The organism is Ferrovibrio sp. (genome assembly GCF_965278975.1).
Lineage (GTDB): Bacteria > Pseudomonadota > Alphaproteobacteria > Ferrovibrionales > Ferrovibrionaceae > Ferrovibrio.
The window spans coordinates 1236781-1263487 of record NZ_OZ257126.1; the positions used below are offsets into that span (position 1 = coordinate 1236781).

32 protein-coding genes are annotated in these 26707 nt (G+C 65.2%); 15 read left to right on the plus strand and 17 right to left on the minus strand.

The window, feature by feature from the left end; genetic code table 11:
• Positions 1 to 281: 281 nt before the first annotated feature.
• Positions 282 to 1166 (minus strand): EamA family transporter, encoded by an 885-nt coding sequence (locus ACQY7X_RS05910; RefSeq protein ID WP_428248930.1) that lies wholly within the window; start codon positions 1164 to 1166, stop codon positions 282 to 284.
• Positions 1167 to 1335: 169 nt separating this feature from the next.
• Here ACQY7X_RS05910 and ACQY7X_RS05915 point away from each other — a divergent pair, with 169 nt between their 5' ends.
• A complete protein-coding gene (locus ACQY7X_RS05915; protein ID WP_428248931.1) occupies positions 1336 to 2310 on the plus strand; it encodes a Bug family tripartite tricarboxylate transporter substrate binding protein in 975 nt (324 codons plus the stop codon).
• Positions 2311 to 2321: 11 nt separating this feature from the next.
• Here ACQY7X_RS05915 and ACQY7X_RS05920 read toward each other — a convergent pair whose 3' ends face one another.
• From ACQY7X_RS05920 to fabA, 5 genes are all read right to left on the minus strand, one after another.
• On the minus strand, positions 2322 to 2690 hold the full coding sequence (locus ACQY7X_RS05920; RefSeq protein WP_428248932.1) for a response regulator: 369 nt from the start codon (positions 2688 to 2690) through the stop codon (positions 2322 to 2324).
• Complete coding sequence (locus ACQY7X_RS05925; RefSeq protein ID WP_428248933.1) at positions 2687 to 5032, minus strand: response regulator; 2346 nt, start codon at positions 5030 to 5032, stop codon at positions 2687 to 2689. The genes ACQY7X_RS05920 and ACQY7X_RS05925 overlap by 4 nt, the downstream gene beginning before the upstream one ends.
• A gap of 280 nt (positions 5033 to 5312) precedes the next feature.
• Positions 5313 to 6128 (minus strand): enoyl-ACP reductase FabI, encoded by an 816-nt coding sequence (locus tag ACQY7X_RS05930; protein ID WP_428248934.1) that lies wholly within the window; start codon positions 6126 to 6128, stop codon positions 5313 to 5315.
• Positions 6129 to 6171: 43 nt separating this feature from the next.
• Entirely contained in the window at positions 6172 to 7404 is a 1233-nt protein-coding gene (gene fabB / locus ACQY7X_RS05935; protein ID WP_428248935.1) for a beta-ketoacyl-ACP synthase I, read from the minus strand.
• A gap of 5 nt (positions 7405 to 7409) precedes the next feature.
• Entirely contained in the window at positions 7410 to 7937 is a 528-nt protein-coding gene (gene fabA / locus ACQY7X_RS05940) for a bifunctional 3-hydroxydecanoyl-ACP dehydratase/trans-2-decenoyl-ACP isomerase (RefSeq protein WP_428248936.1), read from the minus strand.
• A gap of 195 nt (positions 7938 to 8132) precedes the next feature.
• Here fabA and irrA point away from each other — a divergent pair, with 195 nt between their 5' ends.
• From irrA to ACQY7X_RS05970, 6 genes are all read left to right on the plus strand, one after another.
• The gene (gene irrA / locus ACQY7X_RS05945; protein ID WP_428248937.1) at positions 8133 to 8633 is read left to right on the plus strand and encodes an iron response transcriptional regulator IrrA; all 501 of its coding nucleotides are present in this window, start codon (positions 8133 to 8135) and stop codon (positions 8631 to 8633) included.
• A gap of 165 nt (positions 8634 to 8798) precedes the next feature.
• Positions 8799 to 9218, plus strand: coding sequence for a rubrerythrin family protein (locus tag ACQY7X_RS05950; protein WP_341978541.1), 420 nt, complete (start codon positions 8799 to 8801; stop codon positions 9216 to 9218).
• 105 nt (positions 9219 to 9323) lie between these two features.
• On the plus strand, positions 9324 to 10688 hold the full coding sequence (locus ACQY7X_RS05955) for a heterodisulfide reductase-related iron-sulfur binding cluster (RefSeq protein WP_428248938.1): 1365 nt from the start codon (positions 9324 to 9326) through the stop codon (positions 10686 to 10688).
• Positions 10689 to 10726: 38 nt separating this feature from the next.
• Positions 10727 to 11317: a DUF3501 family protein gene (locus ACQY7X_RS05960; protein ID WP_428248939.1), complete on the plus strand. Its 591-nt coding sequence runs from the start codon at positions 10727 to 10729 to the stop codon at positions 11315 to 11317.
• A 93-nt stretch (positions 11318 to 11410) separates the two neighbouring features.
• Positions 11411 to 11839 carry a hypothetical protein gene (locus tag ACQY7X_RS05965; protein ID WP_428248940.1) on the plus strand — a complete coding sequence of 143 codons (429 nt, stop codon included), beginning with the start codon at positions 11411 to 11413 and terminating at the stop codon, positions 11837 to 11839.
• 33 nt (positions 11840 to 11872) lie between these two features.
• On the plus strand, positions 11873 to 12481 hold the full coding sequence (locus ACQY7X_RS05970; RefSeq protein ID WP_428248941.1) for a pyridoxamine 5'-phosphate oxidase family protein: 609 nt from the start codon (positions 11873 to 11875) through the stop codon (positions 12479 to 12481).
• On the opposite strand, the gene ACQY7X_RS05975 is transcribed toward ACQY7X_RS05970, so the two are convergent.
• Complete coding sequence (locus ACQY7X_RS05975) at positions 12478 to 12981, minus strand: group III truncated hemoglobin (RefSeq protein ID WP_428248942.1); 504 nt, start codon at positions 12979 to 12981, stop codon at positions 12478 to 12480. The two genes, ACQY7X_RS05970 and ACQY7X_RS05975, sit on opposite strands and share 4 nt — an antisense overlap.
• Before the next feature lie 71 nt (positions 12982 to 13052).
• Positions 13053 to 13493 (minus strand): hypothetical protein, encoded by a 441-nt coding sequence (locus ACQY7X_RS05980; protein ID WP_428248943.1) that lies wholly within the window; start codon positions 13491 to 13493, stop codon positions 13053 to 13055.
• A 144-nt stretch (positions 13494 to 13637) separates the two neighbouring features.
• On the opposite strand from ACQY7X_RS05980, the gene ACQY7X_RS05985 reads away from it, so the two are divergent.
• Positions 13638 to 14105 carry an RrF2 family transcriptional regulator gene (locus tag ACQY7X_RS05985; protein ID WP_428248944.1) on the plus strand — a complete coding sequence of 156 codons (468 nt, stop codon included), beginning with the start codon at positions 13638 to 13640 and terminating at the stop codon, positions 14103 to 14105.
• Here ACQY7X_RS05985 and ACQY7X_RS05990 read toward each other — a convergent pair.
• Together ACQY7X_RS05990 and ACQY7X_RS05995 are read right to left on the minus strand one after the other, a co-directional pair.
• Positions 14081 to 14656, minus strand: a complete 576-nt coding sequence (locus ACQY7X_RS05990) for an SH3 domain-containing protein (RefSeq protein ID WP_428248945.1) — start codon at positions 14654 to 14656, stop codon at positions 14081 to 14083. The two genes, ACQY7X_RS05985 and ACQY7X_RS05990, sit on opposite strands and share 25 nt — an antisense overlap.
• Positions 14657 to 14702: 46 nt before the next feature.
• The gene (locus ACQY7X_RS05995) at positions 14703 to 15347 is read right to left on the minus strand and encodes a precorrin-8X methylmutase (RefSeq protein WP_428248946.1); all 645 of its coding nucleotides are present in this window, start codon (positions 15345 to 15347) and stop codon (positions 14703 to 14705) included.
• Between the two features lie 98 nt (positions 15348 to 15445).
• Here ACQY7X_RS05995 and ACQY7X_RS06000 point away from each other — a divergent pair, with 98 nt between their 5' ends.
• Positions 15446 to 16033: a HupE/UreJ family protein gene (locus tag ACQY7X_RS06000; RefSeq protein WP_428248947.1), complete on the plus strand. Its 588-nt coding sequence runs from the start codon at positions 15446 to 15448 to the stop codon at positions 16031 to 16033.
• Positions 16034 to 16104: 71 nt separating this feature from the next.
• On the opposite strand, the gene ACQY7X_RS06005 is transcribed toward ACQY7X_RS06000, so the two are convergent.
• From ACQY7X_RS06005 to ACQY7X_RS06015, 3 genes are all read right to left on the minus strand, one after another.
• Complete coding sequence (locus ACQY7X_RS06005; RefSeq protein ID WP_428248948.1) at positions 16105 to 16599, minus strand: hypothetical protein; 495 nt, start codon at positions 16597 to 16599, stop codon at positions 16105 to 16107.
• A 15-nt stretch (positions 16600 to 16614) separates the two neighbouring features.
• Positions 16615 to 17124 carry a response regulator gene (locus tag ACQY7X_RS06010; RefSeq protein ID WP_428248949.1) on the minus strand — a complete coding sequence of 170 codons (510 nt, stop codon included), beginning with the start codon at positions 17122 to 17124 and terminating at the stop codon, positions 16615 to 16617.
• Between the two features lie 218 nt (positions 17125 to 17342).
• Entirely contained in the window at positions 17343 to 18914 is a 1572-nt protein-coding gene (locus ACQY7X_RS06015; protein WP_428248950.1) for a penicillin-binding protein activator, read from the minus strand.
• 42 nt (positions 18915 to 18956) lie between these two features.
• On the opposite strand from ACQY7X_RS06015, the gene rsmI reads away from it, so the two are divergent.
• The 6 genes from rsmI to ACQY7X_RS06045 all read left to right on the plus strand — a co-directional run bounded on the left by rsmI (position 18957) and on the right by ACQY7X_RS06045 (position 23853).
• Complete coding sequence (rsmI, locus tag ACQY7X_RS06020; protein WP_428248951.1) at positions 18957 to 19925, plus strand: 16S rRNA (cytidine(1402)-2'-O)-methyltransferase; 969 nt, start codon at positions 18957 to 18959, stop codon at positions 19923 to 19925.
• Positions 19922 to 20329, plus strand: a complete 408-nt coding sequence (locus ACQY7X_RS06025) for a YraN family protein (protein WP_428248952.1) — start codon at positions 19922 to 19924, stop codon at positions 20327 to 20329. Before rsmI ends, ACQY7X_RS06025 begins: the two co-directional genes overlap by 4 nt.
• Positions 20330 to 20384: 55 nt before the next feature.
• Positions 20385 to 20999: a BON domain-containing protein gene (locus tag ACQY7X_RS06030; RefSeq protein ID WP_428248953.1), complete on the plus strand. Its 615-nt coding sequence runs from the start codon at positions 20385 to 20387 to the stop codon at positions 20997 to 20999.
• A 7-nt stretch (positions 21000 to 21006) separates the two neighbouring features.
• Positions 21007 to 21837: a SirB1 family protein gene (locus tag ACQY7X_RS06035; RefSeq protein ID WP_428248954.1), complete on the plus strand. Its 831-nt coding sequence runs from the start codon at positions 21007 to 21009 to the stop codon at positions 21835 to 21837.
• A 22-nt stretch (positions 21838 to 21859) separates the two neighbouring features.
• Positions 21860 to 22816, plus strand: a complete 957-nt coding sequence (gene gshB / locus ACQY7X_RS06040; protein ID WP_428248955.1) for a glutathione synthase — start codon at positions 21860 to 21862, stop codon at positions 22814 to 22816.
• 233 nt (positions 22817 to 23049) lie between these two features.
• Complete coding sequence (locus ACQY7X_RS06045) at positions 23050 to 23853, plus strand: maleate cis-trans isomerase family protein (RefSeq protein ID WP_428248956.1); 804 nt, start codon at positions 23050 to 23052, stop codon at positions 23851 to 23853.
• On the opposite strand, the gene ACQY7X_RS06050 is transcribed toward ACQY7X_RS06045, so the two are convergent.
• The 4 genes from ACQY7X_RS06050 to ACQY7X_RS06065 all read right to left on the minus strand — a co-directional run bounded on the left by ACQY7X_RS06050 (position 23845) and on the right by ACQY7X_RS06065 (position 26700).
• On the minus strand, positions 23845 to 24708 hold the full coding sequence (locus ACQY7X_RS06050; RefSeq protein ID WP_428248957.1) for an RNA polymerase sigma-70 factor: 864 nt from the start codon (positions 24706 to 24708) through the stop codon (positions 23845 to 23847). The two genes, ACQY7X_RS06045 and ACQY7X_RS06050, sit on opposite strands and share 9 nt — an antisense overlap.
• On the minus strand, positions 24705 to 25238 hold the full coding sequence (locus tag ACQY7X_RS06055; protein WP_428248958.1) for a hypothetical protein: 534 nt from the start codon (positions 25236 to 25238) through the stop codon (positions 24705 to 24707). Before ACQY7X_RS06055 ends, ACQY7X_RS06050 begins: the two co-directional genes overlap by 4 nt.
• Positions 25239 to 25294: 56 nt before the next feature.
• Complete coding sequence (locus ACQY7X_RS06060; RefSeq protein ID WP_428248959.1) at positions 25295 to 25711, minus strand: PaaI family thioesterase; 417 nt, start codon at positions 25709 to 25711, stop codon at positions 25295 to 25297.
• An 86-nt stretch (positions 25712 to 25797) separates the two neighbouring features.
• The gene (locus ACQY7X_RS06065; protein ID WP_428248960.1) at positions 25798 to 26700 is read right to left on the minus strand and encodes an EamA family transporter; all 903 of its coding nucleotides are present in this window, start codon (positions 26698 to 26700) and stop codon (positions 25798 to 25800) included.
• Positions 26701 to 26707: the final 7 nt, after the last annotated feature.

Genomic DNA, 26707 nt, shown 5'->3' on the forward strand with positions numbered 1-26707 from the left:
GACAATCTGGCCTCCTGCAAGCTCTGGTCGGGTAAAATGCCGATCAGCTCGCCGTCGGATAAACTTTATTAACCACGAATCAGCCAAGCTCCGCCCGATGGAACACCTTGTGGGGGATGAGAGTATGTCGGTGCGGATCAGGCACTTGCGGGCTATTTTGGCTTCGATCAATGAACAGTTGCAGCAGGATGACCTGCGGCCCGAGGCGCGCGACTATCTGGAACGCACGGCGGATTCCTGCCGCGCCACCATCCGCGAACTGGCGCTGAAGCTGTAACGCTTCAGGCCATGGCCGGGCGGCGCCGTACCAGGCGCCTGATAAGCCCGGCATTCACCATCAGCCCGAGTAGGATCAGCGCGGCGCCGGCGTATTTCACCGTCGACGGCGTTTCATCCAGCACCAGGGCGGCGCTGGCCAGGCCGAAAACCGGCACCAGCAGGGTGAAGGGCGCCACCAGGGATGCCGAATACTGCCGCAGCAACAGGCTCCAGGCAGCGAAGCAGGCCGTGGTGGAGAGCAGGCCGATATAGAGCACCGAGAGGATGCCGCGCAGGTCGAGGCCGCTTAAGGCCGCCATGATCTGCGCCTCGCCCTCGAAGATCCAGGACAGCGCGAACATCGGCAGCGGCGGCACGGCGCCGACCCAGACCATGAAGGCGAGCGGATTGGGCGCCGCCGCCTTGCGCGTCAGGATATTGGCAAAACCCCAGCAGGCCGCCGCCGCAATGGCGATGGCGAAAGCCATGAAGCTGGCATCCAGCCCCATATCGACACCGATCACGCCCAGGCCCAGGGCTGCAATCGACAGCCCGGCCCATTGCATTGGCCCGGGCCGTTCGCTGAGCAGCAAAGCCGCGAAGGCAACGCTGAACAGCGCCTGCGCCTGCATCACCACGGAAGCCAGGCCCGCCGGCAGGCCATGGTCCATCGCCAGGAACAGCAGGCTGAACTTCATGATGCCGAGCACCAGGCCGGTGCTGAGCACCCAGCGCCACGGCACACCCGGGCTGCGCAGGAACAGCAGGAAGGGCAGGCTGGCGACGGTGAAGCGCAGGCCGTTGAACAGCAGCGGCGGGAAGGCATCGAGGCCGAACCGGATGACGACGAAATTGAAGCCCCAGATCGCCATGATCAGAATGGCGAGCAGGATATGGCGAGGCGACATGACGGCACGCGGAAAAGGAGGGGAGATTTTGCTTGGCGGCACTCTGCTCCCGGCCTCGGCCCTGATCCAGCCCCGGCTCCGGGGAAATATTGTCGGGGTGCATTTTTCACTCCCGCAAGGCGGGGCGGCGGGCGCATAGTGACCACACCGAATATCGGGGGAAACGTTTATGAAAATGCTTGCCGCCATCATTGGCGCCGCCGCCGCTTTCTGTCTCTCGCTTGGCCATGCCCAGGCCCAAAGCTATCCGGCCAAGCCGGTGCGCTTCCTGGTGCCGTTTGCGTCGGGCGGTTCCTCCGACATCATCGCGCGCTCGCTGGCCAACCATTATTCCAGTGCGCTGGGCCAGCAATTCGTGGTCGAGAACAAGGCCGGCGGCGCCGGCAATATCGCCATGGAGGAAACCAAGCGTGCCGCGCCCGATGGCTACACGCTGATCCTGGGCCATGTCGGCACCCTGGCGGTGAACCCGGCGATGTTCGGGGCCAAGCTGCCTTATGACGCCGAGAAGGATTTCGCGCCGATCACCCTGCTGGCCCTGGTGCCGAACGTGATCGCGGTGCATCCCGACCTGCCGGTGAAAACCCTGGCTGAGCTCGTCGCCTATGCCAAGGCCAATCCCGGCAAGCTGAATTACGGCACGGCGGGCAATGGCAGCGCCGGCCATCTGGCGATGGAATATTTCAAGCTGCAGTCGAAGGTGGATATCGCCCATATCCCCTATCGCGGCACCGGCCCGATGCTGACCGACCTGCTGGGCGGCCAGGTGCAGCTCACCTTCAACGGCATCCCGCCGATCCTCGGCCATATCAAGGCCGGCAAGCTGCGTCCGATCGCGGTCGGCTCGGCCAAGCGGGTTTCCTCGCTGCCGGATGTGCCGACCATCGCCGAAAGCGGCTTCCCCGGCTTCGAGACCTCGCAATGGTATGGCCTGATGGCGCCGGCCGGGGTGCCGAAGGCCGTGGTTGATCTGCTGCAGGCGGAAGCCGCCAAGGCCTTGAGCAGCGGCGATGCGCATCGCCGCATCACGGAAGATGGCGCGCTGACCGCCGCCGGCACGCCGGAAGCCTTCGCGCAGCTGATCGCGCGTGAGAAGCAGCGCTGGGGTGAAGTGGTGCGGGCGGCGAAAATCCAGCCGGACTGAACGGCGGCAGCTTAAGCCGCCAGCGCCTGGCGCAAATCGCGCAGCGGCACCGGCTTGCGCAGGGTGCCGATGATGTTGAGGCCACGGCATTCCGCCAGCAATACCGCGTTATGCGCATGCTGCAGATCGTAGCCGGAGACCAGCAGCACCTTGCCGTCATAGCCCTGTTTCGCCAGCCACATCACGATCTCGATGCCATCGCGATCCGGCATCACCACATCCAGCACCACGATATCCGGCTTCTGCCGTGCGAAGGCCACATCGAAATCGGTTGACCGGGTCACCTCCGTCACCGTGTAGCCGAGCTGCACCGCCACCCGGCCAACAATGGCGCAGATTGCGGCCTCGTCGTCGCAGATCATCAGATGCGGGTTCGTCATGACCAGGACTCCGGTTGTGCCATCGTGGTTTCGATTGTGTTGATCAGATCCTGCTTGCGGATCGGCTTGCGCAGGAAAGCATGATTATGGCCGGTCTGCCGCTTCAGGCTGTCGGCCGGCGGTTCCGAGCCGGACAAGAAGATGATGTGGCCGATCCAGCGATGCAGCGTCACCTGGCGCGCCAGATCGACACCACTGAGGCCGCCCGGCATCTGGATATCCGTGATCATCAGATCGAAGCGGTCGCCGGCCTGTAGCCGTTCCATGGCGGCGGCACCGCTATTCACCTCGGTCACCGCATGACCCAGGGCGGTCAGCATCCAGCCCAGCACGCTGCGCACATCATCGTCGTCATCCACCAGCAGGATGCGGTAACCGCCGCTGGGGGCGGCATCAGTCACGACGGCATCAGTCACGGCGGCATTCGTCACGGCGGCATTCGTCACAGGGGCGGGCGGCGTGGCAGCAGGTGCGGGAATCGCTGCCGCTGCGGGGGTTTCCGTTGCTTTATCCATGGCAGTGGGCAGGGCGGCAGAGGCCGGCCTTGAAACATTCACCGGCGCGGCAGCGGCCAGCCGTTCCGTGGTCACCGGCAGGAAAATGCGGATCGTGGTGCCTTCGCCCGGGGCACTCTGCACCCCGATGAAGCCCTGCGACTGGCGCACGAAGCCATGCACCATGCTCAGGCCCAGGCCGCTGCCCTGGCCGACCGGCTTGGTGGTGAAGAACGGATCAAAGGCCCGCGCCATTACCTCCGGGCTCATGCCGCCGCCGGTATCGCTGACCGCGAACAGGGCATAGACGCGGTCCGGATCGGGATGCGCATCCTCGCTGCCAAGGGCGAAGGCATCAACAAATCGGCCATAGACGCGATCAAGCGTCAGGGTCAGGCGACCGGCGCCATTGATCGCATCGCGCGCATTGATCGCCAGATTAAGAATGGCATTGTCGAGTTGCGCAGGGTCCACCTTGACGCAGAGCGGCGAGCGGTCATAGGCCAGCACCACATCGATATTGCTGCCGAGCGTGCGGCCCAGCATGTTGTGCAGGCTGGGCAGATGCGCCGCCAGATCAATCACCACCGGGCGCAAACTCTGGCGGCGACCGAAGGCCAGCAGGCGATGGGTCAGTTCGCTGCCGCGCTCAGCGGCACTGATCGCGCTGCTGAGACAGCTTGACTGCTGCGGCGGCAGATCCTGCTCCTGCAGCAATTCCAGATTGCCGAGAATCACTGCCAGCATATTGTTGAAATCATGCGCGATGCCGCCGGTCAGCGCGCCAATGGCTTCCATCTTGTGCGCGTGGCGCAACTGCTCGGCCACCACATGGCGTTCCGTGGTGTCCATCGACAGGCCAAGCCATTGCTCGATGCGGCCTTGCGCATCCAGTTCCGGCACGGCGCGCGATTCCATCCAGCGCCAGCCGCCTTCGCCATCACTGATGCGGAATTCCCAGCGGATCGGCTCACGGCGGCGGAAGCCGGCCCGAATGATGCTGCGGACCGAGGCGCGGTCTTCGGGATGCACCACCTCTATCCATTCCGGGCTGCTCCAATCGGCTTTTGGCTCAGCTTTGCCGATGCGCAGCGGCGGATTGAAGCGGTAGCTCTCAAACCGGCCATCCGCGATCCAGACATTCTCCGTTGCGGCACGCAGTAGGGCGCGTAGCCGGCGGTCGCTTTCGCGCAAGGCCGCCTCGGCTTCCATCAGGTCGCGCACCGTCTCCGCCTCGGCCCGCATCGCCAGCCGCAGACGCACCACCACGATCACCAGCAGAAGGAAGACGCCGGCAATGGTGAAATAGAGGCGCAGTTGCAGCTTATCGAGCTGCTGGCTCTGGTGCCGGTGCACCAGTTCACTCAGCATTTCATGCTTCTGCTGCACACGCAGCAAGGCATTGCGCAGGGTGAAATCCGAACGCCAGCTGCCATCGACACCGGCTTCCAGCGGGCGCATCGCCTCGCGCAACTGCCGCAGGTCGCGCTCCAGGTCCAGTACCGCCGTCTGTACGTCGCGCCGCACATCGTTGCGCATCAGGTCGATGGCGCTGTCGAGTTCATTGGTGCCGAGCCGCAGCAGCAGCATGATGCGGTCTCGGTCCGATTGCAGCGATTGTTCGTCGAGACTCAGCAACTGGGTCAGCCCCTGGGTCAGGTTGCTGGCCGAAATCTCCAGGGTGATGCGGCGCTCCTCGGTACTCGTCTGCAACTGCCGCTGCTCCAGGAACAGCCAGGCGAAGGCCACGCACAGCAATACCGGCAGCATCGCGGTGATCCAGAAGAACACCGCCGATGGCAGAGGCGGCTTGGGGCGCCGCCGGGTATCGGCAAAGAGATAAGCCATGTGTCTGTTGCCGGCGCGGCAGCTATCGCCGCCTGCCCGCTATTGCCTGTGCCTGTGAATGGTTCCGGCAGCACCGGCCCCCGCCCCCTGGGGAGACGATCCGGCCCGCGCTGCGCTCACAAGGCGCAGGAATACTACCACTGGCGGGTCTTTGCCCTGTTATTTTCCGCTAAGCGTGCAACGGGTGAGCAAAAGCTAACGCTAGACACGCGCAGCACCAGCCTGGCGACCAGGGCTTAAGTGCCTGTGGTTGCTGCTATTTAAGCGTCGGCAGCGGGTATTAAGCTTCGCCGCCGGCCAGATCGGCCGGGTTGGGCATGCCGAGCGCGTGGAAGCCGCTATCGACATGGATCACCTCGCCGGTGACGCCGCTGCCCAGATCGGAGAGCAGGAACAGCGCCGAGCCGCCGACTTCCTCAAGCGAGGCATTGCGGCGCAGCGGGCTGTGCTGGGCGGTGAACTTGAAGGTGGCGCGGGCCGAGCCGATGGCCGAGCCGGCCAGCGTGCGCATCGGGCCGGGCGACACGGCATTGACGCGGATATTCTGCGAACCCAGATCGACCGCGAGATAGCGTACGCTGGCTTCCAGCGCCGCCTTGGCCACGCCCATCACGTTGTAATTCGGCATCACGCGGGTGGAGCCTTCATAGGTCAGCGTGATCAGCGCGCCGCCTTCCGTCATATGCGGCACCGCGAGGCGCGCCACTTCGGTGAAGGAATAGCAGGAGATCAGCATCGAGCGGCTGAAATTGCTGCGCGTGGTGTTGAGATAGCGGCCCTTCAGCTCTTCCTTGTCGGAATAGGCGATGGCATGGACCACGAAATCGAGCCGACCGCCGAGTGCTGCGGCAGCACCATCGATGGCGCCCTTGAGGCTGGCCTCATCTTCCACGTCGCAGGGCAGCACCGCCTTGGCACCGACGCTTTCGGCCAGCGGCCGCACGCGGCGCTCGAAAGCCTCGCCCTGATAGGTGAAAGCCAGTTCGGCGCCATGCTGCGCCAGCATGGTGGCGATACCCCAGGCGATCGAGTGATCGTTGGCGACACCCATGATCAGGCCGCGTTTACCGGCCATCAGGCCGCGAATTTCCGACATGCAATGCTTTCCGGTTCTTCTTGGTTTTGCCGGTTGCGGTTTCTCAGGCGTCGTAGCGTTGGAACAGCAGCGTCGCGTTGGTGCCGCCGAAGCCGAAGGAATTCGACATCACGCGGTTCAACGTCACGCCATCGCGACGCTCGCGCACGATCGGGAAGCCTTCCGCGCCAGGATCGAGATTTTCGACATTGGCCGAGGCCGCGATAAAGTTGTTCTGCATCATCAGCAGCGAGTAGATCGCTTCCTGCACGCCCGCCGCGCCCAGCGAATGGCCGGTGAGCGACTTGGTGGAGCTGATCGGCGGCACGGCTTCGCCGAACACTTCGCGGATCGCCTTGAGTTCGGTGATATCGCCGGCCGGCGTGGAGGTGCCGTGGGTGTTGAGGTAATCCACCGGCGCGTTATGGCCACGGTTGGCTTCATTCAGCGCCAGCTGCATGCAGCGCACCGCGCCTTCGCCAGACGGCGCGACCATGTCGGCGCCGTCCGAGGTGGCGCCATAGCCGACCAGCTCGGCATAGATCTTGGCGCCGCGTGCCTTGGCATGTTCCAGCTCTTCCAGCACCACGATGCCGCCGCCGCCGGCGATGACGAAACCGTCGCGGTCCTTGTCATAGGCGCGCGAGGCACGCTCCGGCGTGGCATTGTAGGCCGACGACATCGCCGGCATGGCATCGAACAGGTTGGAGAGCGTCCAATCCAGTTCCTCGCCGCCGCCGGCAAACATCACATCCTGCTTGCCGAACTGGATCAGTTCGGCGGCGTTGCCGATGCAATGCGCCGAAGTCGAGCAGGCCGAGGAGATCGAGTAGCTGAGGCCCTTGATCTTGAACGCGGTGGAGAGCACTGCCGAGCAGGTGGACGACATGGCGCGCGGCACCATGAAGGGACCGATACGCTTCGGGCCGCCCTTCTCGCGGGTGATGTCGGCGGCCTGCACCAGATTGCGCGTCGAGGGGCCGCCGGAACCGACGATCAGGCCGGTGCGCGGGTTGATGATGTCGCGCTCTTCCAGGCCGCTATCGGCCAGGGCCTGCTCCATCGAGAGATAGGCATAGGCCGCGCCATCGCCCATGAAACGCTTCTGGCGGCGGTCGACGGCGGCTTCGAGATCGATCTTCACCGTGCCGCAGACCTGGCTGCGGAAGCCGAGCTTGGCATATTCCTCGGAGAACACGATGCCGGAACGGCCGAGCTGCAGGCTCTCGGTGACCTCGGCGGCATTGTTGCCGATCGAGGAGGCGATGCCGAGGCCGGTGACAACGACGCGGCGCATGGGCATCAGGCTCCGGCCTGGGCGGCCATGCCGGCCGGGAATACGCCGACGCGCATGTCCTTGCACTCATAGGCCAGCTTGCCGTCGATATACATGCAGCCATCGGCAATCGCGATGCCGAACTTGCGCAGCAGCAGCTTCTTGATATCGATCTGGAACGAGATCTTCTGCGATTCCGGCGTCACTTCGCCGGAGAACTTGACCTCGCCGACGCTCAAGGCGCGGCCCTTGCCCGGCGCCTTCATCCAGCCGAGGAAAAAGCCGACCAGCTGCCACATGGCATCGAGGCCGAGGCAGCCCGGCATCACCGGATCATTCTCGAAATGGCACGGGAAGAACCACAGGTTGGGCTTGATATCCAGCTCGGCATGGATTTCGCCCTTGCCGTATTTGCCGCCCTCGGAAGCGATCTTCAGGATGCGGTCCAGCATCAGCATCGGCGGCAGCGGCAGGCGGGCATTGCCCTCGCCGAACAGCTTGCCATGGGCGCAATCCAGCAGGTCCTGATAGGTGTAGCTACTCTTCCGTTCCACTGGCGGAATTCCTCGATTTTCGTAACGATTAGCCCGCCCTTCGGCGGTTGGGGCCTTCCCCTCAGCGTGTCCCGGATGCGCTCTACCCCGGGCGGCGCCGGCCACATTCGGGGGTACTTTAGTCATTGCCCCGCCGGGGGCAACAGTTTCGTTTCCTTTTGTAACACCTGTGTTATATCTGGGGGCATGACGACGATGCGCAAGCCCTCCCCCGGTCAGTCCGGCCCGGGTCAGTCCGGCCCAGGCCAGTCCAGCGAGGGTCATGAGTTCCGCCATGACGCGAGCGCCACGGCCCCCGCCGTGGATGTGGCCGCGCGCCTGCGCCAATCCGGCCTGCGCACCACCCGCCAGCGCCTGACTTTGGCCGAAATCCTGTTCGCCGATGGCTGCGACCGCCATGTGACGGCCGAAAGCCTGTTCGCTGCCGCCGCCTCCCGTGGCACCCGCCTGTCGCTGGCGACGGTCTATAACTGCCTGCACCAGTTCACCAATGCCGGCCTGCTGCGCATTGTGACAGTCGATTCGGGCCGCGCCTATTTCGACACCAATCTGGACCCGCATCACCATTTCTACTACGAGAAATCGGGGGATTTGCGCGATATTCCGGCTGCCGATGTGTCGGTTTCCAGCCTGCCGGAGGCCCCCGAGGGCCAGCGCATCAGCCGCGTCGACGTTATTGTCCGCCTGGAAGGCTGACGTTCAGGCCGTAACGGCCTGAGTTTTCTAGAATATTTCTAAAAAACCTTGACTGGGCAGCCTCCGGGTTCATAATCCGGTGGTTCCTCGCGACCGTATCAGCGAGCCCCCTGCCGCCCCGGGCCCCAATTCCGGGACGGCTGTCACCAGCCTGGAGGAATAAACATGCCCGCTCTCAGTGGCACCAAGACCCATGGTAACCTGAAGGAAGCGTTTGCCGGCGAAAGCCAGGCCAACCGCCGCTACCTGTATTTCGCCCAGAAGGCCGACGTTGAAGGCTACAACGACGTCGCCACCGTGTTCCGCTCCACCGCGGAAGGCGAGACCGGCCATGCCCATGGCCATCTCGAATTCCTCGCCGAAGTGGGCGACCCGGCCACCGGTGAGCCGATCGGCGGCACCGACCTGAACCTCAAGGCCGCCATCGCCGGCGAGACCCACGAGTACACCGATATGTACCCGGGCATGGCCAAGACCGCCCGCGAGGAAGGCTTCGACGAGATCGCCGAGTGGTTCGAGACTCTGGCGAAGGCCGAGAAGAGCCATGCCGGCCGCTTCCAGAAGGCGCTCGACGGCCTGGCCTGAGCCAGCCTGATGTGACGTGACTGCATCCCGGACCAGCATGCTGGTCCGGGATGATTCCGTTCGGACAAGTCAGACGCACCCAGCATAAATTCTGGAGGGCCGCGCATGCGCGAAGGCAGCCTGGAAGCCCCGATCCGCCACAAGCTGGATTGGACCAATCCCGATTTCTACGACATGGAGAAGATCGACGCCGAGATGCGGCGCATCTTCGACATCTGCCATGGCTGCCGCCGCTGCTTCAATCTGTGCGATTCCTTCCCGCGGCTGTTCGACCTTGTCGATGCCGCGCCGAGCGAGGAGCTCGATACCGTCGACAGTAAGGATTTCAAGCCGGTCGTGGATGCCTGCACGCTCTGCGACCTGTGCTACATGACCAAGTGCCCCTATGTGCCGCCGCATGAATTCAATCTGGACTTCCCGCATCTGATGCTGCGCTACCGCGCCGCCGAGCGGAAGCAGGGCCATGTTGATGCCATCGGCGACCAGCTGAGCCAGACCGACCGCAACGGCAAGCTGGCCGGCCTGGTGGCGCCGATTGCCAACTGGGCGTCGGACCGCTCGAACAATCTGACGCGGCCGATCATGGAGAAGGTGGCCGATATCCACCGCGATGCCGAGCTGCCGAAATTCAATTCAAAGACCCTGGTGGCGCTGGCCAAGGCCGAGCCGGCGGCGGTGAACCGCGAAGCGCCGGGCTTCGGCAAGCGCAAGGCGGCCATCTACGCCACCTGCTTTGGCAACTACAACAATCCCGATATCGGTGTAGCTGCGCAGAAAATCCTGGCGCATAACGGCGTCGAACTGCGTGTCGATTATCCCGGCTGCTGCGGCATGCCGCGCCTGGAACAGGGCGATATCGCCGATGTGGCCGAGAAGGCCCGCGTGGTAGCGGCTTTCTACGCGCCGCTGATCGATGAAGGCTATGACATCGTGGCTTTAGTGCCGTCCTGCGCGCTGATGCTGAAATTCGAATGGCCGCTGATCCTGCCCGATGATCCGCTGGTGAAGAAGCTGGCGCAGGCGACCTTCGACATCTCGGAATACATCGTCGATATCGCCAAGAAGGACGGCCTGGCGCCGGGCCTGAAGCCGCTGCAAGGCGGCGTGACGCTGCATCTCGCCTGCCATGCCCGCGCCCAGAACATGGGCAACAAGGCGGTGGACATGCTGAAACTGATCCCGGAGATGAAGCAGGGCAAGGATCTCGCCGTGATCGAACGCTGCGCCGGCCATGGCGGCTCCTGGGGCGTGCGCAAGGAATTCTTCGACATCGGCATGAAAGTGGGCAAGCCGGTGATGCGCAGCGCCGTGAAGGAAAACAAGGCGCATATCGCTTCCGAATGTCCGCTCGCCGCCATCCATATCCGCCAGGGCATGGAGGCGGAAGGCAAGGGCAAGGACGGCTTCACGCTGCCGGAGAAAGCCGAGCATCCGGTGGAGCTGTTCGCCCGCGCCTACGGCCTGATCTGACCGCCCTCACGTCCCGTTACCTGAAAGACGACAAGTACATGGCTCCCCGCACCTCGCTCAGCCGCGCCGACATTCTGCCGATGGACGCCTTCATTACCGTGCGCAAGGAAAAGCGCGCCGAGGTGGTGGGGCTGAAAAAGCACCGCCGGGTTTCGCTCGGGCCGCATGCCACCTTCTATTTCGAGAATTTCGAAACCATGTGGTGGCAGATCCAGGAGATGCTCTACATCGAGAAGGGCGGCGAGGAGCAGATGGCAGACGAACTCGCCGCCTATGCCCCCCTGGTGCCGCGGGGCAGCGAACTGGTCGCCACCTTCATGCTGGAAATCGACGAGCCGGTGCGCCGCGCCCGCGTGCTGGGCAGTCTCGGCGGCATCGACCAGCAGCTGTTTATCGAGGTGAACGGCCTGCGCAGCCAGGCGGTGCCGGAGGATGATGCCGAGCGCAACCGCGAGGACGGCAAGACCTCCGCCGTGCATTTCCTGCGCTTCCCGCTCAGCCCCCAGCAGATCGCCGCCTTCCGCCAGCCCGGCGCCAAGATCCTGATCGGCTGCGAGCACCCCAATTACGGCCACCTCGCCATTGTCGGCGAAGCCACCCGCGAGGCCCTGGCCCGGGATTTCATTTAAGGCCGCTTCCGACCAAGGGAGAATGCCCGGGCGGGCCGGAGCATGCTAAGGTTGGGCTGAAACCAACCTGACGTGCCCCTCAAGAGGTAACGAATGACGCCCGATACCATGGCCCTCTTCGCTGCAATCGTCATGCTGCTGCCGCTCGGCTACCTGTTCCTGGCCTCGCCGGCCTTTCTGTTCGTGCGGCTGAGCATTCCGGTGGTGACGCGCCTGCTGCGCATCATGTTCAACGGCTATTTCCTGGTCGTGGTGGTGGTGGGCGCGCTGGCCGCTGCCGTGCATGCCAGCACGGCGCATCTCGCCTCCGCGCTTGGCCTGGCGCTGATCGCCAGCTTTGCCTTCTTTGCCCGGCGCTGGTTCCTGCGGCAGCTCGATAATGCCATCACCGCACGCGATGCCGGTGATAATAATGCCGTGCCCTATATGCGCCGGCTGCATGTCGGCGGCATGGCGGTGAACGCGGTGCAGCTTTTCGCCGTGATCGGCGGCGTGCGCGAGCTGCTGCAAAGTCTAGTCTAAAGGCTCTATACTGGCCCCAGGAGGAACCTGGGCATGACCATTGTGGAATCGGAAGCAGAGCTGCGCGGCTGCTACGAGCAGCCCAACGAGATGGTGCAGAAGAAAATCCTGCCCCGCCTGGACCAGCATGCCCGCGCCTTCATCGCGCTCTCGCCCTTCGTGGTGCTGGCCAGCCATGGACCCGATGGCAGCGATGCCTCGCCGCGCGGCGACGCGCCGGGCTTCGTGCAGGTGCTGGATGATGCCACCCTGCTGCTGCCCGACCGGCGCGGCAACAACCTGATCGACAGCCTGCGCAATGTGGTGGCCGAACCCGATGTCGGCCTGCTGTTCCTGGTGCCCGGCATCAACGAAACCCTGCGCGTCAACGGCACGGCACGGATCATCAGCGATGCGGAAAAGCTGCTGCCGCTGGCGGCCCAGGGCAAGCCGCCGGCATCGGCGCTGGAGATCGCCGTGCGCGAGGTGTTCTTCCATTGCGGCAAGGCGATGATCCGCTCGAAGCTGTGGCAGGCGGAAAGCCAGGTGCCGCGCGCGGCCTTCCCCAGCCTCGGCCGCGTCATCGCCGACCAGATTGCCGGTGTCGATGCCGAAGCGGCGGACGCCAATCTCGCCGAATCCTATAAGACGCGGCTGTATTAAGCCGGCTCGCTCCGCACCGGCCCGAGCCAGCCGGGTGTCTGGCCGCGATGGAACTGGATGCCCAGCTTGAAGCTCTCGGCGATGCGGCGTGCGCGATCCAGGAACAGCGCAGCCGGTTCTCCAGGACAAAGCTCGCTTAAGGTGGCCTCGAACAGCGTCAGCCAATGCTGGAAATCGCCATCATCGAGGCCCCGGCCTGTGCCGGCGCTGCCTTCCAGGCGGATATGCGCCGGCATCGGCCGGCCGGCATAGCGGCCGGTCATCAGCAGCACCGAGGACCAGAAATCCATCATCTTTTTCAGATGTGGCTCCCAGTCGCTGCCGATCTCGGCGGCGAAGATCGGGCCGAGTTTCGCGTCAGCGCGGATGCGGCCATAGAAGCCGCGCACCACGCGCTCGATCAGCGCCTCGTCCACGCCGGCCTGGGCGCCGGGTGCCAGGGCCTGGCGGCGCGCGGCGCGTTCGGCATAGCTGCTGTCGGTTTCATCGTGATGGGCCATGGCATTGATCTAGGCAAAAGGGGAGGGAAAGGCCAGAGGCCGGGACGGATTGGCCGCCCCGGCCGGCTGTTTTAGCGCGCCAGGATCACGGCGACGCAGATCCCCATGGTGGCGAAGGCGAGGCCGAGCGGGATCAGCGTCACCTGCACCAGGGCCGCCGCACCGCTGATGCTGCCGGTCCAGGTTTCCATGCGGCCGCGCAGGAAATCCGCCAGCGCCGGTGCCGCCTGGGCACCATGGCGGGCGCGCAGCAGACCGCTGCCGAGCCGCGCCAGCACCACCGGCGTGCCGGCATACATCACCAGGTAGACCGTACTGATCGCCACCATGAAGGCGGCTTCGCTCTGGGCCATGAAGGTAAGCCAGTAGGCCAGCATGCTGGCACCGCCGGCGGCGGCAATGATGCCATAGGCGGCAAGCGGCAGGTTGTCATAGACCGGGGCATTATGCTGGCGCGGCGGCAGCAAAGCAGCGGCCTGGAGGGTCTGGCGGAAGGCGGGATCGTGACGCATGACGCGTTCCTTTCGTGCGGGATGCCGTCTATAAAGAAGCATCTGAAATGCATAATATGGACTTTCTGGAATTAAACAAGTAAAATAAATGCATCTTTTGTCGCACCCCTGTCCTGCCCCGTTTTCACCCCCAGGTAACGCCCCATGCACCTGACCCTGCATACCGATTACGCGCTGCGCAGCCTGATGTTCCTGGGCCTGCACCCGGAGCGCCGCTGCACCATCGAGGAGATCGCCGGGCATTACGGCATCTCGCGCAATCACCTGATGAAGGTGGCACTGACCCTGACACAGCAGGGCTTCCTGGATTCGGCACGCGGCCGCAATGGCGGGCTGAAGCTGGCGCGGGCGCCCGCCGAGATCGGCGTTGGCGCCGTGGTGCGCGCCACCGAGGATAATTTCACTCTGGTGGAATGTTTCGACCGCGCGGGCAATACCTGCGTCATTGCCCAGGCCTGCCAGCTGAAGCAGCCCTTCGCCGAAGCGGTGCGGGCTTTTCTTGCCGTGCTGGATCGCTACAGCCTGGCCGACCTGCTGGCCAATCCCGGCACGCTGCGCTCGATGCGGAAATTACTCGGGCTGCCCGGTCACTCGAAGCTCTCCGAGGCATAGATGCCCCAGAGGTGGTTGCGCGGGATCCAGCCCTTGGCGCCGGTGATTTCCACCTGGCACCAGGCATCCTGGCATTTGCGCAGGCGTGCCTGCACGCCGGGCTCGGCGGTGAGCAGCACGTCGCTGTTCGGATCCGGCTTCTTGAACAATTCGCGGATGGTGCCATCCACCAGGGCATAGCGTTTGCCCGAGGTGAGATTCTTGTGCACCCAGGTCTCGGTGCCGTCGCGGTCGCGGATGCGGCGCCAGTATTCGTATTCTCCTACCACTTCCACCGGCAGGCCACGGCGCTGGTATTGCCAGGCGATGGGATAGCGCGAACCAGGGCCGGTGCGGGCATTCACCTTGTCGGCGGCGAGGCTGACGAAGCGCGGCACCGGCAGGCCGGAATCGCTGCCCTTCTGCGGCAGGTCGGGACGCGATGGTGCGGCCGGGGCCGTGACGGCGGCATGCTGTACCGGTTTATCCGCAGCAAGGGCCATGCAAGGCAGCAGCATGGCGGCGGCCAGCAGAACGGCATGACGCCATGACAATAGGCGGATGAAAAGCATGATGCGGGTGTACGCTCGGCAGCCCTAACGAATCGTTAAGCCGAGTCTAGCCCTCATCGGCCAGCGGCGGCAATCCACTGAGGGCGTTCAGCGCCGCCACCGCCATGGCGCCACCGCCGCGCCGGCCATGCAACAAGAGGTAGGGAATGTTGCGCGAATCACGCGCCAATTCCTGCTTTGCCTCCACCGCATCGACGAAGCCGACCGGAAAAGCCAGGATCGCCGCCGGCCTGGGCGCACCATCATCGAGCAGTTCGAGCAGCCGAAACAATGCCACCGGCGCGGCACCGATCACCACGATGGCATTGCCAAGATGCGGCAGCCACAAATCCACCGCCGCCGCCGGGCGGGCGATATTGCCGGCACGGCCAATGGCGGCGGCCTCGGGATCATTGAGGAAGCAGTATACTTCGCTGGCCGGTTTCAGCCGCGAGCGGATCAGGCCATGCGCCACCATATCGGCATCGGTGAGAATGGCGGCGCCTTCGCCCAGCGCCCGGCGCATGACAGGCACCAGATCATCCGACCAGGCCAGATCCGGCAGCAGAGCGGTTTCGCCGCTGGCATGGATCAGCCGCAGCGCCACTTCGTCGATGCCGGCGGGCAGCTGGCTCAGATCCACCTCGGCGCGGATGCGGGCGATGCTGTCGCGGAAAATGCGGTCCGGGTCGCGGGTGTAGTGAAGAACCATACGGCCTTGTAGAGCATCATCCCGGCTTGTCAAAGCGCCGCCAGCTTGGCACAACTATGTCAGGTGGGTTGGGTACACATAATCAAGAGGCTTTATCCATGGTTTTCGCCCGTATGCTGCCCGGCGCCGCTCTTGCGGTGGCGGTAGCGCTCGCCAGCCCCGCCGCCTTCGCCCATATCGGCAGCCATGCCGATGGTTTCTCCCATGGCTTCACCCATCCCTTCGGCGGCCTGGACCATCTGCTGGCCATGGTCGCCATCGGCCTCTGGGCCTTGCAGCAGGGCGGCCGCGCGCTCTACGCCCTGCCCGTCACCTTCATGACCAGCATGGCGGCGGGCTTCGCTCTCGGCCTCGGCGGCATCGATTTGCCCTATGCCGAAACCGGCATCGCGCTGTCGGTGCTGGCGCTCGGCCTGGCCATCGCCCTGGCGCTGAAGCCGGGCCTCGGCATCGCCCTGCCGGTAACCGCTGCCTTCGCGCTCTGCCACGGCTTCGCCCATGGCGCCGAGATGCCGGATGATGCGCCGGTATTACTTTATGCTGCCGGGATGTTGCTCGGTACCGGCCTGCTGCATGGCGCCGGCCTGTTCACCGCCCGTGTTGCCAGCCGCTTCGCCGCACTGCCGCTGCTGCGCGCGGCGGGTGCCGCCACCGCCGCTGCCGGCCTGGCGCTGCTGGTCGTCTGATACGAGAGATGCTGAAATGAAACGGGGCGCGGTAAAAACCGCGCCCCGTTTTATTTCATGGTAAGGCTGCCTCAGGCGTCCTTGTACTTCCTGGTCGCAACGTGCAGCACGTTGAGCAATTCCTGCTCGGTCTGGCCACCACCGCCCTGAATGCGGTTCGCCATCACGACATAGAGCGCATCGATCTGTGCGCCGATGATATCCAGCTGAATCTCGGTGGGCGCATGCATGCCCTGCACGAAATCGTTCAGCGACTTGGCGAAGGCAGTCAGCAGCGGATACTTGAACATGCCGCCCATGCCCTTGATATCGAGCGACAGGCTGCGGATTTCGCGCATGTAATGCACGGTGTTGGTATCGCCATCGGCCATCTGGTTCACGGCGACGCGCAACTGCTTGAGCTTGTCGGCAACCTCGACAGTGAAATTGTCGGTCGCCTTTTCCACCACCTGCTCAAGCTTCTTCATCACCTCCGGCTCAAGCTTGAGCGAGAAGCCACGCTTGAAGTTGACGGCCTTGCGTTTCAGTTCCTGCGGCGGGGCGATAAAGGTGGGGCGCTTCGACATATCTTGCGTCACCGCCTACTTGCTATCGGGATCAACGCGGCGCTCCGGCCCGGTGTAATTCTCATCGCGCTTGCGGCGACGGTCGGGACCGAAATAGCCATCGACGCGCACGAACTGGCGCGGCCTGGCAATAGCGGCGGCCAGGCGGGTGTAGAAACTCTGCACCGTATAGGGCTTGGCGACGAATTCATTCACGCCGGCATCGCGCGCGCGCACCACATATTCGATTTCGGAATTCGCCGTCATCATGATCACGGGCATCATGCGGTTGGGCGAGCCGGCATCGTTGCGCAGCCAGCTCACCAGATCCATGCCATTCTGCTCCGCCTGCAAATCCCATTCGGTGATCAGCACGTCGATGCGGCCCTGGCGCAGAATCGTCGTCGCGCCCTCGAAGTTCCGGGCGCGGTCGATATGGTGCGCTTCAAGCGTCACCAGCACGTCGCGAATCATCGTACCCATCAACCGGTTGGGATCGACAATCAGGAAGTTGATTTTGGAAAAGTCGATCTTTTCCATACTCATGCGAAACGACCTTCTAAAGTCCGCCGCGCGGATACAGGCGCCAAATCAGGTTTAGGCGACGTTTGCCTGTCACACAAGCATACTGTGCCGCACGTTATGTACTCGTAGCAGTTGTTATTCCCTTTTTCGACGGAAGCGCGCTCGAACGCAAGTACTGAATTCCCGCAATCGACGGAATCGTGATCATCCCCACGCGACGCAATTGGTCAGAATTATCGTTAATTTGCGGTGACTTGAAATGACGGCGGCGCCGGATCGACAACGCGCATGCCGCGCCGTTGCACTTCAAGAACGGCAAGCCCGCGTTCAACTACACCATCGGCGCGGAAACGGAACAACCCATCGTAGCCGGCGAACCCGTCGGGGTTGTTCAACACGGCATCCGCGAACAAACCGCCCGGACCACTACCGACATTCTCGCTGCCCTGGCCATTGCCAATATTGCGCGACAGCACGCCGGCCAGCGCCGTGGCATCATAGGCCAGGCTGGCGAGCCGCGGCGGGCGGCGACCATAGCTCTGTTCGAAACGCTTGCGGAATTCCTCGAAGCCTTCCGGCGGCGGGCCGGCGAACCAGCCGCCGATCAGCGCCGGCTCGTTGCCGAGCGACGGATCATCCCACAGGCCGGTGCCCATGAAACGCACCGCGCGCGGATCGATATCGAAATAGGGCAGCAGCGGCGCCAGTGCGCGCAGCCGCGCGCCGCCCTCGGGCAGCAGCAGCGCATCAATCGGCGCGGCCGCCACCACGCTCTGCGCCCCGGGCTGCGTGCTCTGGCCCAAAGCGCCAGCAGCACCATGCAGCGGTGCCGCCGGTGCCGGCGCACCATCGGCGCCGGCCGGCTGCTCGGGCATGCTCAGGCCGCGCAGGGCGGCGGCGAAACGTCGCACTGTCGGCGTGAGATCGGGTGCATCGGCGGGATAGCGGTCCTGACGCAGCAGCCTGGCGGCTTCGCTCTGCCCGCCGCGCGGCTGCGCCACCGCCATTTCCATCGCCTGCGACACCGCCTGGCCATAGGCGGAATCCGGCGCCAGCAGCGCGAAGCGGTTCATGCCTCTGCTGCGCGCATAGCCAACCACGCGGGCAACCTGCTGGTCCGGTGTGAAGCCGAGGATATAGACGCCGCTGCCGGCGACGCCGCGATCAGTGGAAAAGCTCAAGACCTTCACGCCGCGCTCGCGCGCCAGCGGCGCCACGGCGGCAGCGGAGGACGCGAAAAGCGGCCCGATGATGATGTCGACGCCTTCGGCGAGCAGGCTCTGCGCCGCCTTCACCGCCGCTTCCGGCTGGCCCTCGGTATCGCGCGGCAGCAGGGCCAGGCGGTCATCGCCCAGATCGAACAGCGCCATCTGCGCCGCATCCAGCAGCGCGCGGCCGAGCGCGGCGCTGGGGCCGGAAAGCGGCACCAGGAAACCAATGCGCACGCCTTCGGCGGCACTCGGCGGCACCAGGGCGGGAGGCGGCGCGGTCATCGCCTGCGGCGCACCCGGCACAGTACCCGGCGGCGGCACGGCAGGCAGGGCCTGCATTTCGACTCCGCGCGACGGGCTGGCCGGCGGCGCCGGCTGCGGGGCCGGCTGGGGCTGCTGCGCCTGGGCGGGCGGGCGCTGGCCCTGCTGTTGCCCCTGCGGCTGTTGATTGGGCGGCGGGGTCTGCTGCCGCACCACCGGGGTTGGGCGGCCGGATACGATGGTATCGAACAATTCCGGCAGGTTGGTGGGCGGGTTCTCGCAAGCCGCCAGGGCCGCCATTGCCAGCGCGCAGAACCCGGCCTTAAGGTAAGATTTCATCACTCGCTCGCTTCCAGGACCCAATTTCGTTTCCAGGACCTAATGCCGCCGGCCGATTCCGCTTCCGATACCGCCACTCATGATACCAGCACTGGCCCCGATACCGCCGGCACCAGCTCATCCGCCCTGCTTGCCGCCGCCCTTTCGGCGCTGGGCCGGCAGGACAGCTTTACCCCAGGCTTATATCTGGTGGCCACGCCCATCGGCAACGCCGCCGATATCACCGTGCGCGCCCTGGCCCTGCTGGCCCGCGCCGATCTGGTCGCCTGCGAGGATACGCGGACCAGCGGGGCGCTGCTGAGCCGCTATGGCATCCGGGCGAAACTGCTGCCGTATCATGAGCATAACGCAACCGAGATGCGGCCCGAACTGCTCCGCCGCCTGGCCCGGGGCCAGGTCGTGGCGCTGATTTCCGATGCCGGAACCCCGCTGGTTTCCGATCCCGGCTACAAGCTGGTGCGCGAGGCGGTGGCAGCCGGCCTTGCCGTCACCGCCCTGCCCGGCCCGTCCTCGGTGCTGGCCGGGCTCTGCCTGGCCGGGCTGCCCACCGACCGCTTCCTGTTTGCCGGCTTTCCACCCGCCAAAGCTGCTGCCGCCACCGCCTGGGCCCAGGAACTGGCCGCCATCCCGGCCACCCTGGTGCTGCTGGAGGCCGCCTCGCGGCTGCCGGACTCGCTTGCCCGCCTGGCCGAAGCCTTGGGCGGCAGCCGCGAGGCGGCGGTGGCGCGCGAACTGACCAAGAAATTCGAGGAAGTGCGGCGCGGCAGCCTGGCTGACCTGGCGGCGCATTATGCCGAGGCCGGCCCGCCCAAGGGCGAGGTGACCCTGGTGATCGGCCCGCCGGCGGCGGAGGCCCTGGCGGCGGCCGAGGCCGATCTCGATACCCGGCTGCGCGAAGCCCTGCGGCATCTTTCGGTGAGCGAGGCGGCAGCCACCGTGGCGGCGGCGACCGGGCAGCGCAAGCGCGCCGTCTACGCCCGGGCGCTGGAACTCGCCCAAGCCGGCAAATGACGCCACGGCGGCAACAGCGGCGGCAGGCGGGCCAGCAAGCGGGCCAGCGCGCCGAGCGTATCGCGGCGCTGTGGCTGCGGCTGAAGGGTTACAGAATCGTGGCACGCAATTTCCGCCATGGCAGCGGCGAGGTGGATATTTTCGCGCGGCGCGGCGCCATACTCGCGGCAGTGGAAGTGAAATGGCGGCCAAGCCGAGCAGAAGCGGCAGAGGCGCTGCAGGCACGGCAAAAACATCGCATTGCGCGGGCTGCTTCGGTATTCTGGGCCCGGCTGCCCGACCATGATCAGGTGGCGCTGCGCTTCGATGCGCTGCTGCTTGCACCCTGGCGATGGCCACACCATATCCCCAATGCCTGGATTCCCAATACCTGGATTCCTGGTACTGGGCGGCCCGGGAACTGACAATTTAGCCGCCTGGAACTGCTCTTGCTTCGCCTCATAACAATGGAGAGTCCGTGTGACCCGTAACGCTTCCGCGATCCGCCTGCTTCCGGTTCTGCTGCTGCTGGGCGCTGCACCGGCCCTGCAAGGCTGCGTCGGTGTTGCCGTCGGTGCCGGTGCCACCGCGGGCATCGCCGCTTCCGAGGAGCGCGGCGCCAAGAATGCCGCCAACGACAAGGGCATCCAGCTCGGCATCAACGAGCGCCTGTTCCAGAAGGATCTGGGCCTGTTCGGCAAGGTGAGCGTGACGGTGTATGAAGGCCGCGTGCTGCTGACCGGCGTGGTGCAGAAGCAGGAGGACCGCGACGAGGCCGAGCGCCTGGCCTGGAGCCAGGGCCGCGCCGTGGAAGTGATCAACGAACTGGTGATCGCGCCGAGCGGCAGCCTGATGGATTCCGCCAACGATACCTGGATCACCAGCCAGCTGCGCGTGAAGCTGACCGGTGATTCCACCGTGGTGGACATCAACTACAGCATCGACACCGTGAACGGCGTGATCTACCTGATGGGCCTGGCGCAGAGCGAGGCCGAGCTGACGCGCGTGACCGACCATGCCCGCACCATCAAGGGCGTGCGCCGCGTGGTCAGCCATGTGTATCTGAAGAACGATCCGCGCCGCCGGCCGGTGTAGCGGGCGCATGACGGCCACCGGCACAGAGGCGATCGAGACGGCGCTGCGGGCGCTGGGCGCCGTGCCGGATGACCAGCTTGATATTGCCGAGGCCGCCTTGCTGCTGGCGGCTCTGGACCGCCCGCTGGCCGATCTCGCGCCCTATCGCCGCCATCTCGGCGATCTGGTGACAACGCTGGCCGCCGCCGAAGCCGGCCCTGAGGCCGGCACCCGCGCCCTGGCACTCTCGGCGGTGATCACGGGCGAATTCGGCTATCGCGGCGACAACGACACCTATGACGATCCGGCCAATGCCGACCTGATGCGGGTGATCGAACGCCGCCTCGGCCTGCCCATCGCCCTCGGCATCCTCTATATCCATGCCGGTCGCGCGCAGGGCTGGCGCGTCGATGGCCTGGATTTCCCCGGCCATTTCCTGATCCGCGTGGAGGGCGAGGATGGCAGCCTGGTGCTGGACCCGTTCCATCTGGGCCGCATCGCCGATCCGCCGATCATGAACGAATTGCTGCGGCGGATCAGCGGCGAGCAGGAATTGCGGCCCGAGCATGTGCGCCCGATGAAGGCGCGCGAGGTGCTGCTCAGGCTGGCCAACAATATCAAGGCGCGGGCCTGGAAGGCCGGCGATATCGACCGCTCCGCCGACATGCTGGACCGCATGCTGATGCTGGCACCGAATTTCGCCCCGGCCTGGCGCGAACTGGGCCTGGTGGAGGAGAAGCGCGGCCGCATCCGGCAATCCATCGCGGCCACGGAACGCTTCCTGGTATTGTCAGGAAGCGAAGGCGCAAGCCTTGAGGCGCAGGCCTTTCTGCACCACATTCGCCGTCAGCTTAACTAGAAGCAGTAGAAGGACCACGGCCATGGCGTTGAAGGTGGCGATCCAGATGGACCCCATCGAAAGCATCGATTTCGATGGCGACAGCACCTTCGTGCTCGGCCTGGAGGCCGAGGCGCGCGGCTATGCGCTGTGGCATTACCTGCCCAAGGATCTGAGTTTCCATGACCGCCGCGTGCTGGCCCGCGCTCGCCCGCTGCGGCTGCGCCATGAGCGCGGCAACCATTACACGCTCGGCGCGCCGGAACTGATTGATCTGGCCGAGATGGACGTGGTGCTGATGCGCCAGGATCCGCCCTTCGACATGGCCTATATCACCGCGACGCATCTGCTGGAGCATATCCATCCGCGCACCCTGGTGGTGAACAACCCCGTGGCGGTGCGCAACGCACCGGAAAAGCTCTATGTGACGCATTTCGACGGCCTGCTGCCGCCGACGCTGATCTCGTCCGACTTCGAGGCGATCAAGGAATTCCGCGCGGAACACAAGGACATCATCCTCAAGCCTTTGTTCGGCAATGGCGGCGCCGGCGTGTTCCACCTGAAGCCGGGCGACGAGAATCTTGGCTCGCTGTATGAGATGTTCACCAAGCTGAGCCGCGAGCCGGTGATCGTGCAGCGCTACCTGCCCGAAGTGCGCGCCGGCGACAAGCGCATCATCCTGGTGGATGGCCGCCCGGCGGGTGCTGTGAACCGCGTGCCGGCGGAAGGCGAGGCGCGCTCCAACATGCATGTCGGCGGCCAGCCGAAAAAGACCGCGCTGACCCGGCGCGAGGAAGAAATCTGCGAGATGATCGGCCCGCATCTGAAGCGCGACGGCCTGATCTTCGTCGGCATCGATGTGATCGGCGACTATCTCACCGAAATCAACGTCACCTCGCCCACCGGCATCCAGCAGATCAACCGCTTCAACGGCACCAAGATCGAAGCCGAGATCTGGGACGCCATCGAGGATGCGCTGTCCCGCCGCGTGCTGGCTTAAGGGACGGCGCACGCGCTCTTCCTCTCTTGTCACCCTCGCGAAGGCCCTTCGGGCCTGTGCGCCCATGAACGCCTTTGGCGTTCACGCGCTTACAGGGTCCCATTTGTTGGTAAAAATGGGATTCTCGCTTCCGCAAGAATGACAAAGAAAGGTACGTTATTGACGAATTGGTCAATTACGGTTTCCTTCTCGCGCCGCCTGTGGCAGGCTGGCAAAAAGAAGGAGCCTTTGCCATGTCCGCCGCCCCCGCTACCGATCCTGGCCTTGCTATCGACCTGCAGCAGATGCCCTATGAGCTGGATACCGGCATGGGGCCACGGCTGCGCATCGGCCTGATCGCGCTTTCCGGTGACCAGACCATCGAGGAGGAATGCCGCCGCATCTGGGACCAGCCCGGCGTGGCGCATTACGTCACCCGCATCCTGCATCATGCCGGCAATGTGAACCTGGAAACGCTGCGCCGCATGGAAGGCGGCCTCACCGACGCGGCTTCTCTGCTGCTGCCCGGCCTGCGGCTGGAAGTGATGGCGTTTGGCTGCACATCCGGTTCGCTCAGCATCGGCATTCCGCGCGTGCATGAATTGCTGCGCCAGGCGCGGCCCGATATACCCTGCACCACGCCGATGGAAGCCGGCTGCACGGCTTTGCGCCGGCTGGGCGCGCGCCGCCTGGCGTTTCTTTCGCCCTATCAGGATGAAGTGAACCGCGCCATGCGCGGCTATCTGCTGGAGCAGGGTTTCGAAGTGCCGGCGATGGCATCCTGGAACATCGCCAATGGCGGCATGGTGAACCGCGTGACACCGGAAACCGCCGTGCAGGCGGTGCTCGAACTCAGCAAGGCGGCGCCGGATACCGATGCGGTATTCGTTTCCTGCACGGCCTTGCGCCTGGTACCGCAGATCGAGGCACTGGAGCAGGAAATCGGCAAGCCCATCGTCACCAGCAATCAGGCGCTGGCCTGGCATTGCCTGCGGCTCGGCGGCGTTGAAGAAGCCGTGCCGGGCTTCGGCAAACTGCTTCGCCTCGGTCTAGTGTAGCGCCTCCAGCCGCGCCAGCTTGTCCGGGTTGCGCACCACGAAGATGCCGCGGATCACGCCATCCGCGATATCGAAGGTGAATACCGACACCACCGCGCCGTTCTCATAGACGATATAGCCGGGCTGGCCGTTGACGCGGCAAAGCTGGCGGCTATGGCCATCGCGGCGCTTGCGCGCGATACCGGCGAAGAAGCGGGCGCAGCGGTCGGCGCCATGGATCACGTTCAGCGCCGCAATTGCCTTGCCGCCACCATCCGACCACAGGATGGCATCATCGGCGAGCAGGCCGGCGAAAGCCGCCGGATCACCGCTTTCGGTCGCTGCCGCGAAACGCCGCGCCAGATCACGCGCGGCGGATGCATCGGCATCGAAGCGCGGCCGGCCCTCGCGCAGATGCTTTTCGGCACGGCTGACCAATTGCCGGCAGGCGGCTTCCGACTTGCCGATGATGTCGGCGATCTGCGGATAATCGTAATCAAACGCCTGGCGCAGCAGATAGGCGGCGCGCTCCGGCGGCGACAGGCGCTCCAGCACCAGCAGGAAAGCCATCGACAGGCTTTCCGCCAGCTCGACCTCGAAGCCGGCATCGGGACCGACCACCGGTTCCGGCAGCCACGGCCCGGTATAGGCTTCGCGCTCCACTTTCGCCGCGCGCAGACGGTCGATGCAGAGCCGCGTGCAGGCGGTGACCAGCCAGGCTTCCGGGCTGCGCAGGGCGCCGATCTCCTGGCCGTGCCAGCGCAGGTAGGTATCCTGCACCGCATCCTCGGCTTCGCCCAGACTGCCGAGCATGCGGTATGCCAAGGCCTGCAGACGGCGGCGGTGGCGCTCGAAAACCTGCGCGTGATCGCTCATGCGGCAATCTCGACTTTCGCGCAGCTCAAGGCATAGCCGGTCGCGCGCTTCAGCGTCGGGTAGACCCGCATGCAGGCCAGCGCGAAGCCGAGTTCGAACATCGCGGCGCGGCCGAGCACGGCTTCGAGTTCCTGGCGCAGTTCCTCCATCTCATCGGCATTCTGGGCCACGGCCTGGCCGAAGCGCCAGGCGAGAGCGAAATGTGGCGGCAGCTTCTCCGGCTGCCGCGCCAGGGCGAGGCGCAGCAAAGCCGGATCGGTGCCGGCGGCGCGGTCGAGATTGACATGGATCTGCACACATTCACCGCAATCATCGGCCTGGATGGCGCCCAGCGTGGCGAAGCGGATGATGGCGGCCTGTTCCGGGTTCAATGCACCAGCCTGATGCGCCAGCGCGCCGAACGCCTCCATGCGCTCGAACACGGCGGAACCCAGCGCGGCCATCTCGCGCATGTAATCCAGGCGGACACCGCCGAGCCGGGTTTCCGAGGCTTCGACACGGGCAAGTTTTTCAGTCAGGGCATGATTCATGGCTATCTCCGGTTTCGCTGCCCATAAGACGCGCCAGCCACCCGTTCTGTGACAGGCTAGCCCAATTTACTGGTGACCGTGCCGTCGGCGACGATATTGCCGGCCACATCGCGCACCGTGATGCGGCTGACCACCAGCGACTTGCCGCGCTTGAGCACGCAGGCTTCGGCGCGGATTTCCACACCATTCGCCGGGCCGAGATAGTTCACCACCAGGGAGGCGGTGGCGGCGCGGTGCTGGCTTTCCGGCGGCGCGTTGGAAACGGCGGCAGCCATGCCGGATACATCGATCAGGGTGGCGATGGCGCCGCCATGCACCATGCTGCCCACCGTGACATTACCAGGCTGGAACGGCAGGCCGAGCACAACGCGGTCGGGCTCGGCTTCCAGCAGGCACAGCCCGAGGCGGCTGCCGAGCGGCGAGTTGATCAGCAGAGTCTGGATGCGGTCGTGGATCGGCTGCGGCAGCGGCATGGTTCCTCCCTGATTGCGGAAGATACTGCCACAAGTCAGGGCCCCAGCATATTCAGGGCCTGGGCATATTCAGGGCCTGGGCATATTCAGGGCCTGGGGTGCAGTATACGCACACCCAGGCTGACGCCGCCGATCACCAGCAGCATGGCCAGCAATTCGCGCCCATCCGGGCCACGGCCTTCATGCAGGAATGAATAGAGCAGCGCGAACAGGGTTTCCGAGACGATCAACTGCCCGGCCAGGGCCACCGGCAGGCGGCGAGAGGCGACATTCCAGGCCCAGGTGGCGGCCCAGGCCGAACCGAGGCCGGTGAGCAGAGCCGTACCGCCGAGCAGCCACCAGGCCGCTGCCGGCACATCCGGTATACCGCCATCGAGAAGTGGAAACAGCGGCAGCAGCAGCGGCAGGCCGAACAGGCAGCCAAGCCCGATCAGTGACGACCAGTCGGCCGGATCGAGATCGGGATGCCGCGCCAGATGCCGCGCATTGAGCAGGGCATAGATATTCCACACCGCCAAGGCGCCGAGCGCGGCGCTCAAGCCGAACCAATCCAGTTGGCCATCTAATAGCGGCGCCTGTTGCAGCAGCAGGCCGGCCAGGATCAGCGCCAGCGGCAGACTGAGGCGGCGCAGCAACGCCGCATCGCGCCAGGCCACCGAAAGCGGCACCATTATGGGCAGGCAGCCGATGATCAGGGCGGTGAGCGCGGCGCCGGTGCGCTGCACCGCCAGCACCATCAGCACCGAATAGCCGAGATTGCCAAGCAGCGCCAAGCCCAGCAGCGCGCGCCAATGGAGGCGCAGCAGATCCAGCAGCGGCTTGCGGCAGAGCAGCAGCAGGGAGAGCGAACCATAGGCGAGATAGCGTGCCGCCGTGATCAGCACGGCGCCGAATTCCGGCACCAGCAGCGGCACGATGAAGGTGAGGCCCCAGAGCGCGCCGGCACCGAGGCCGGCAGCCACCCCGATCCATATGGGCCCGATCCACATGCCGCCC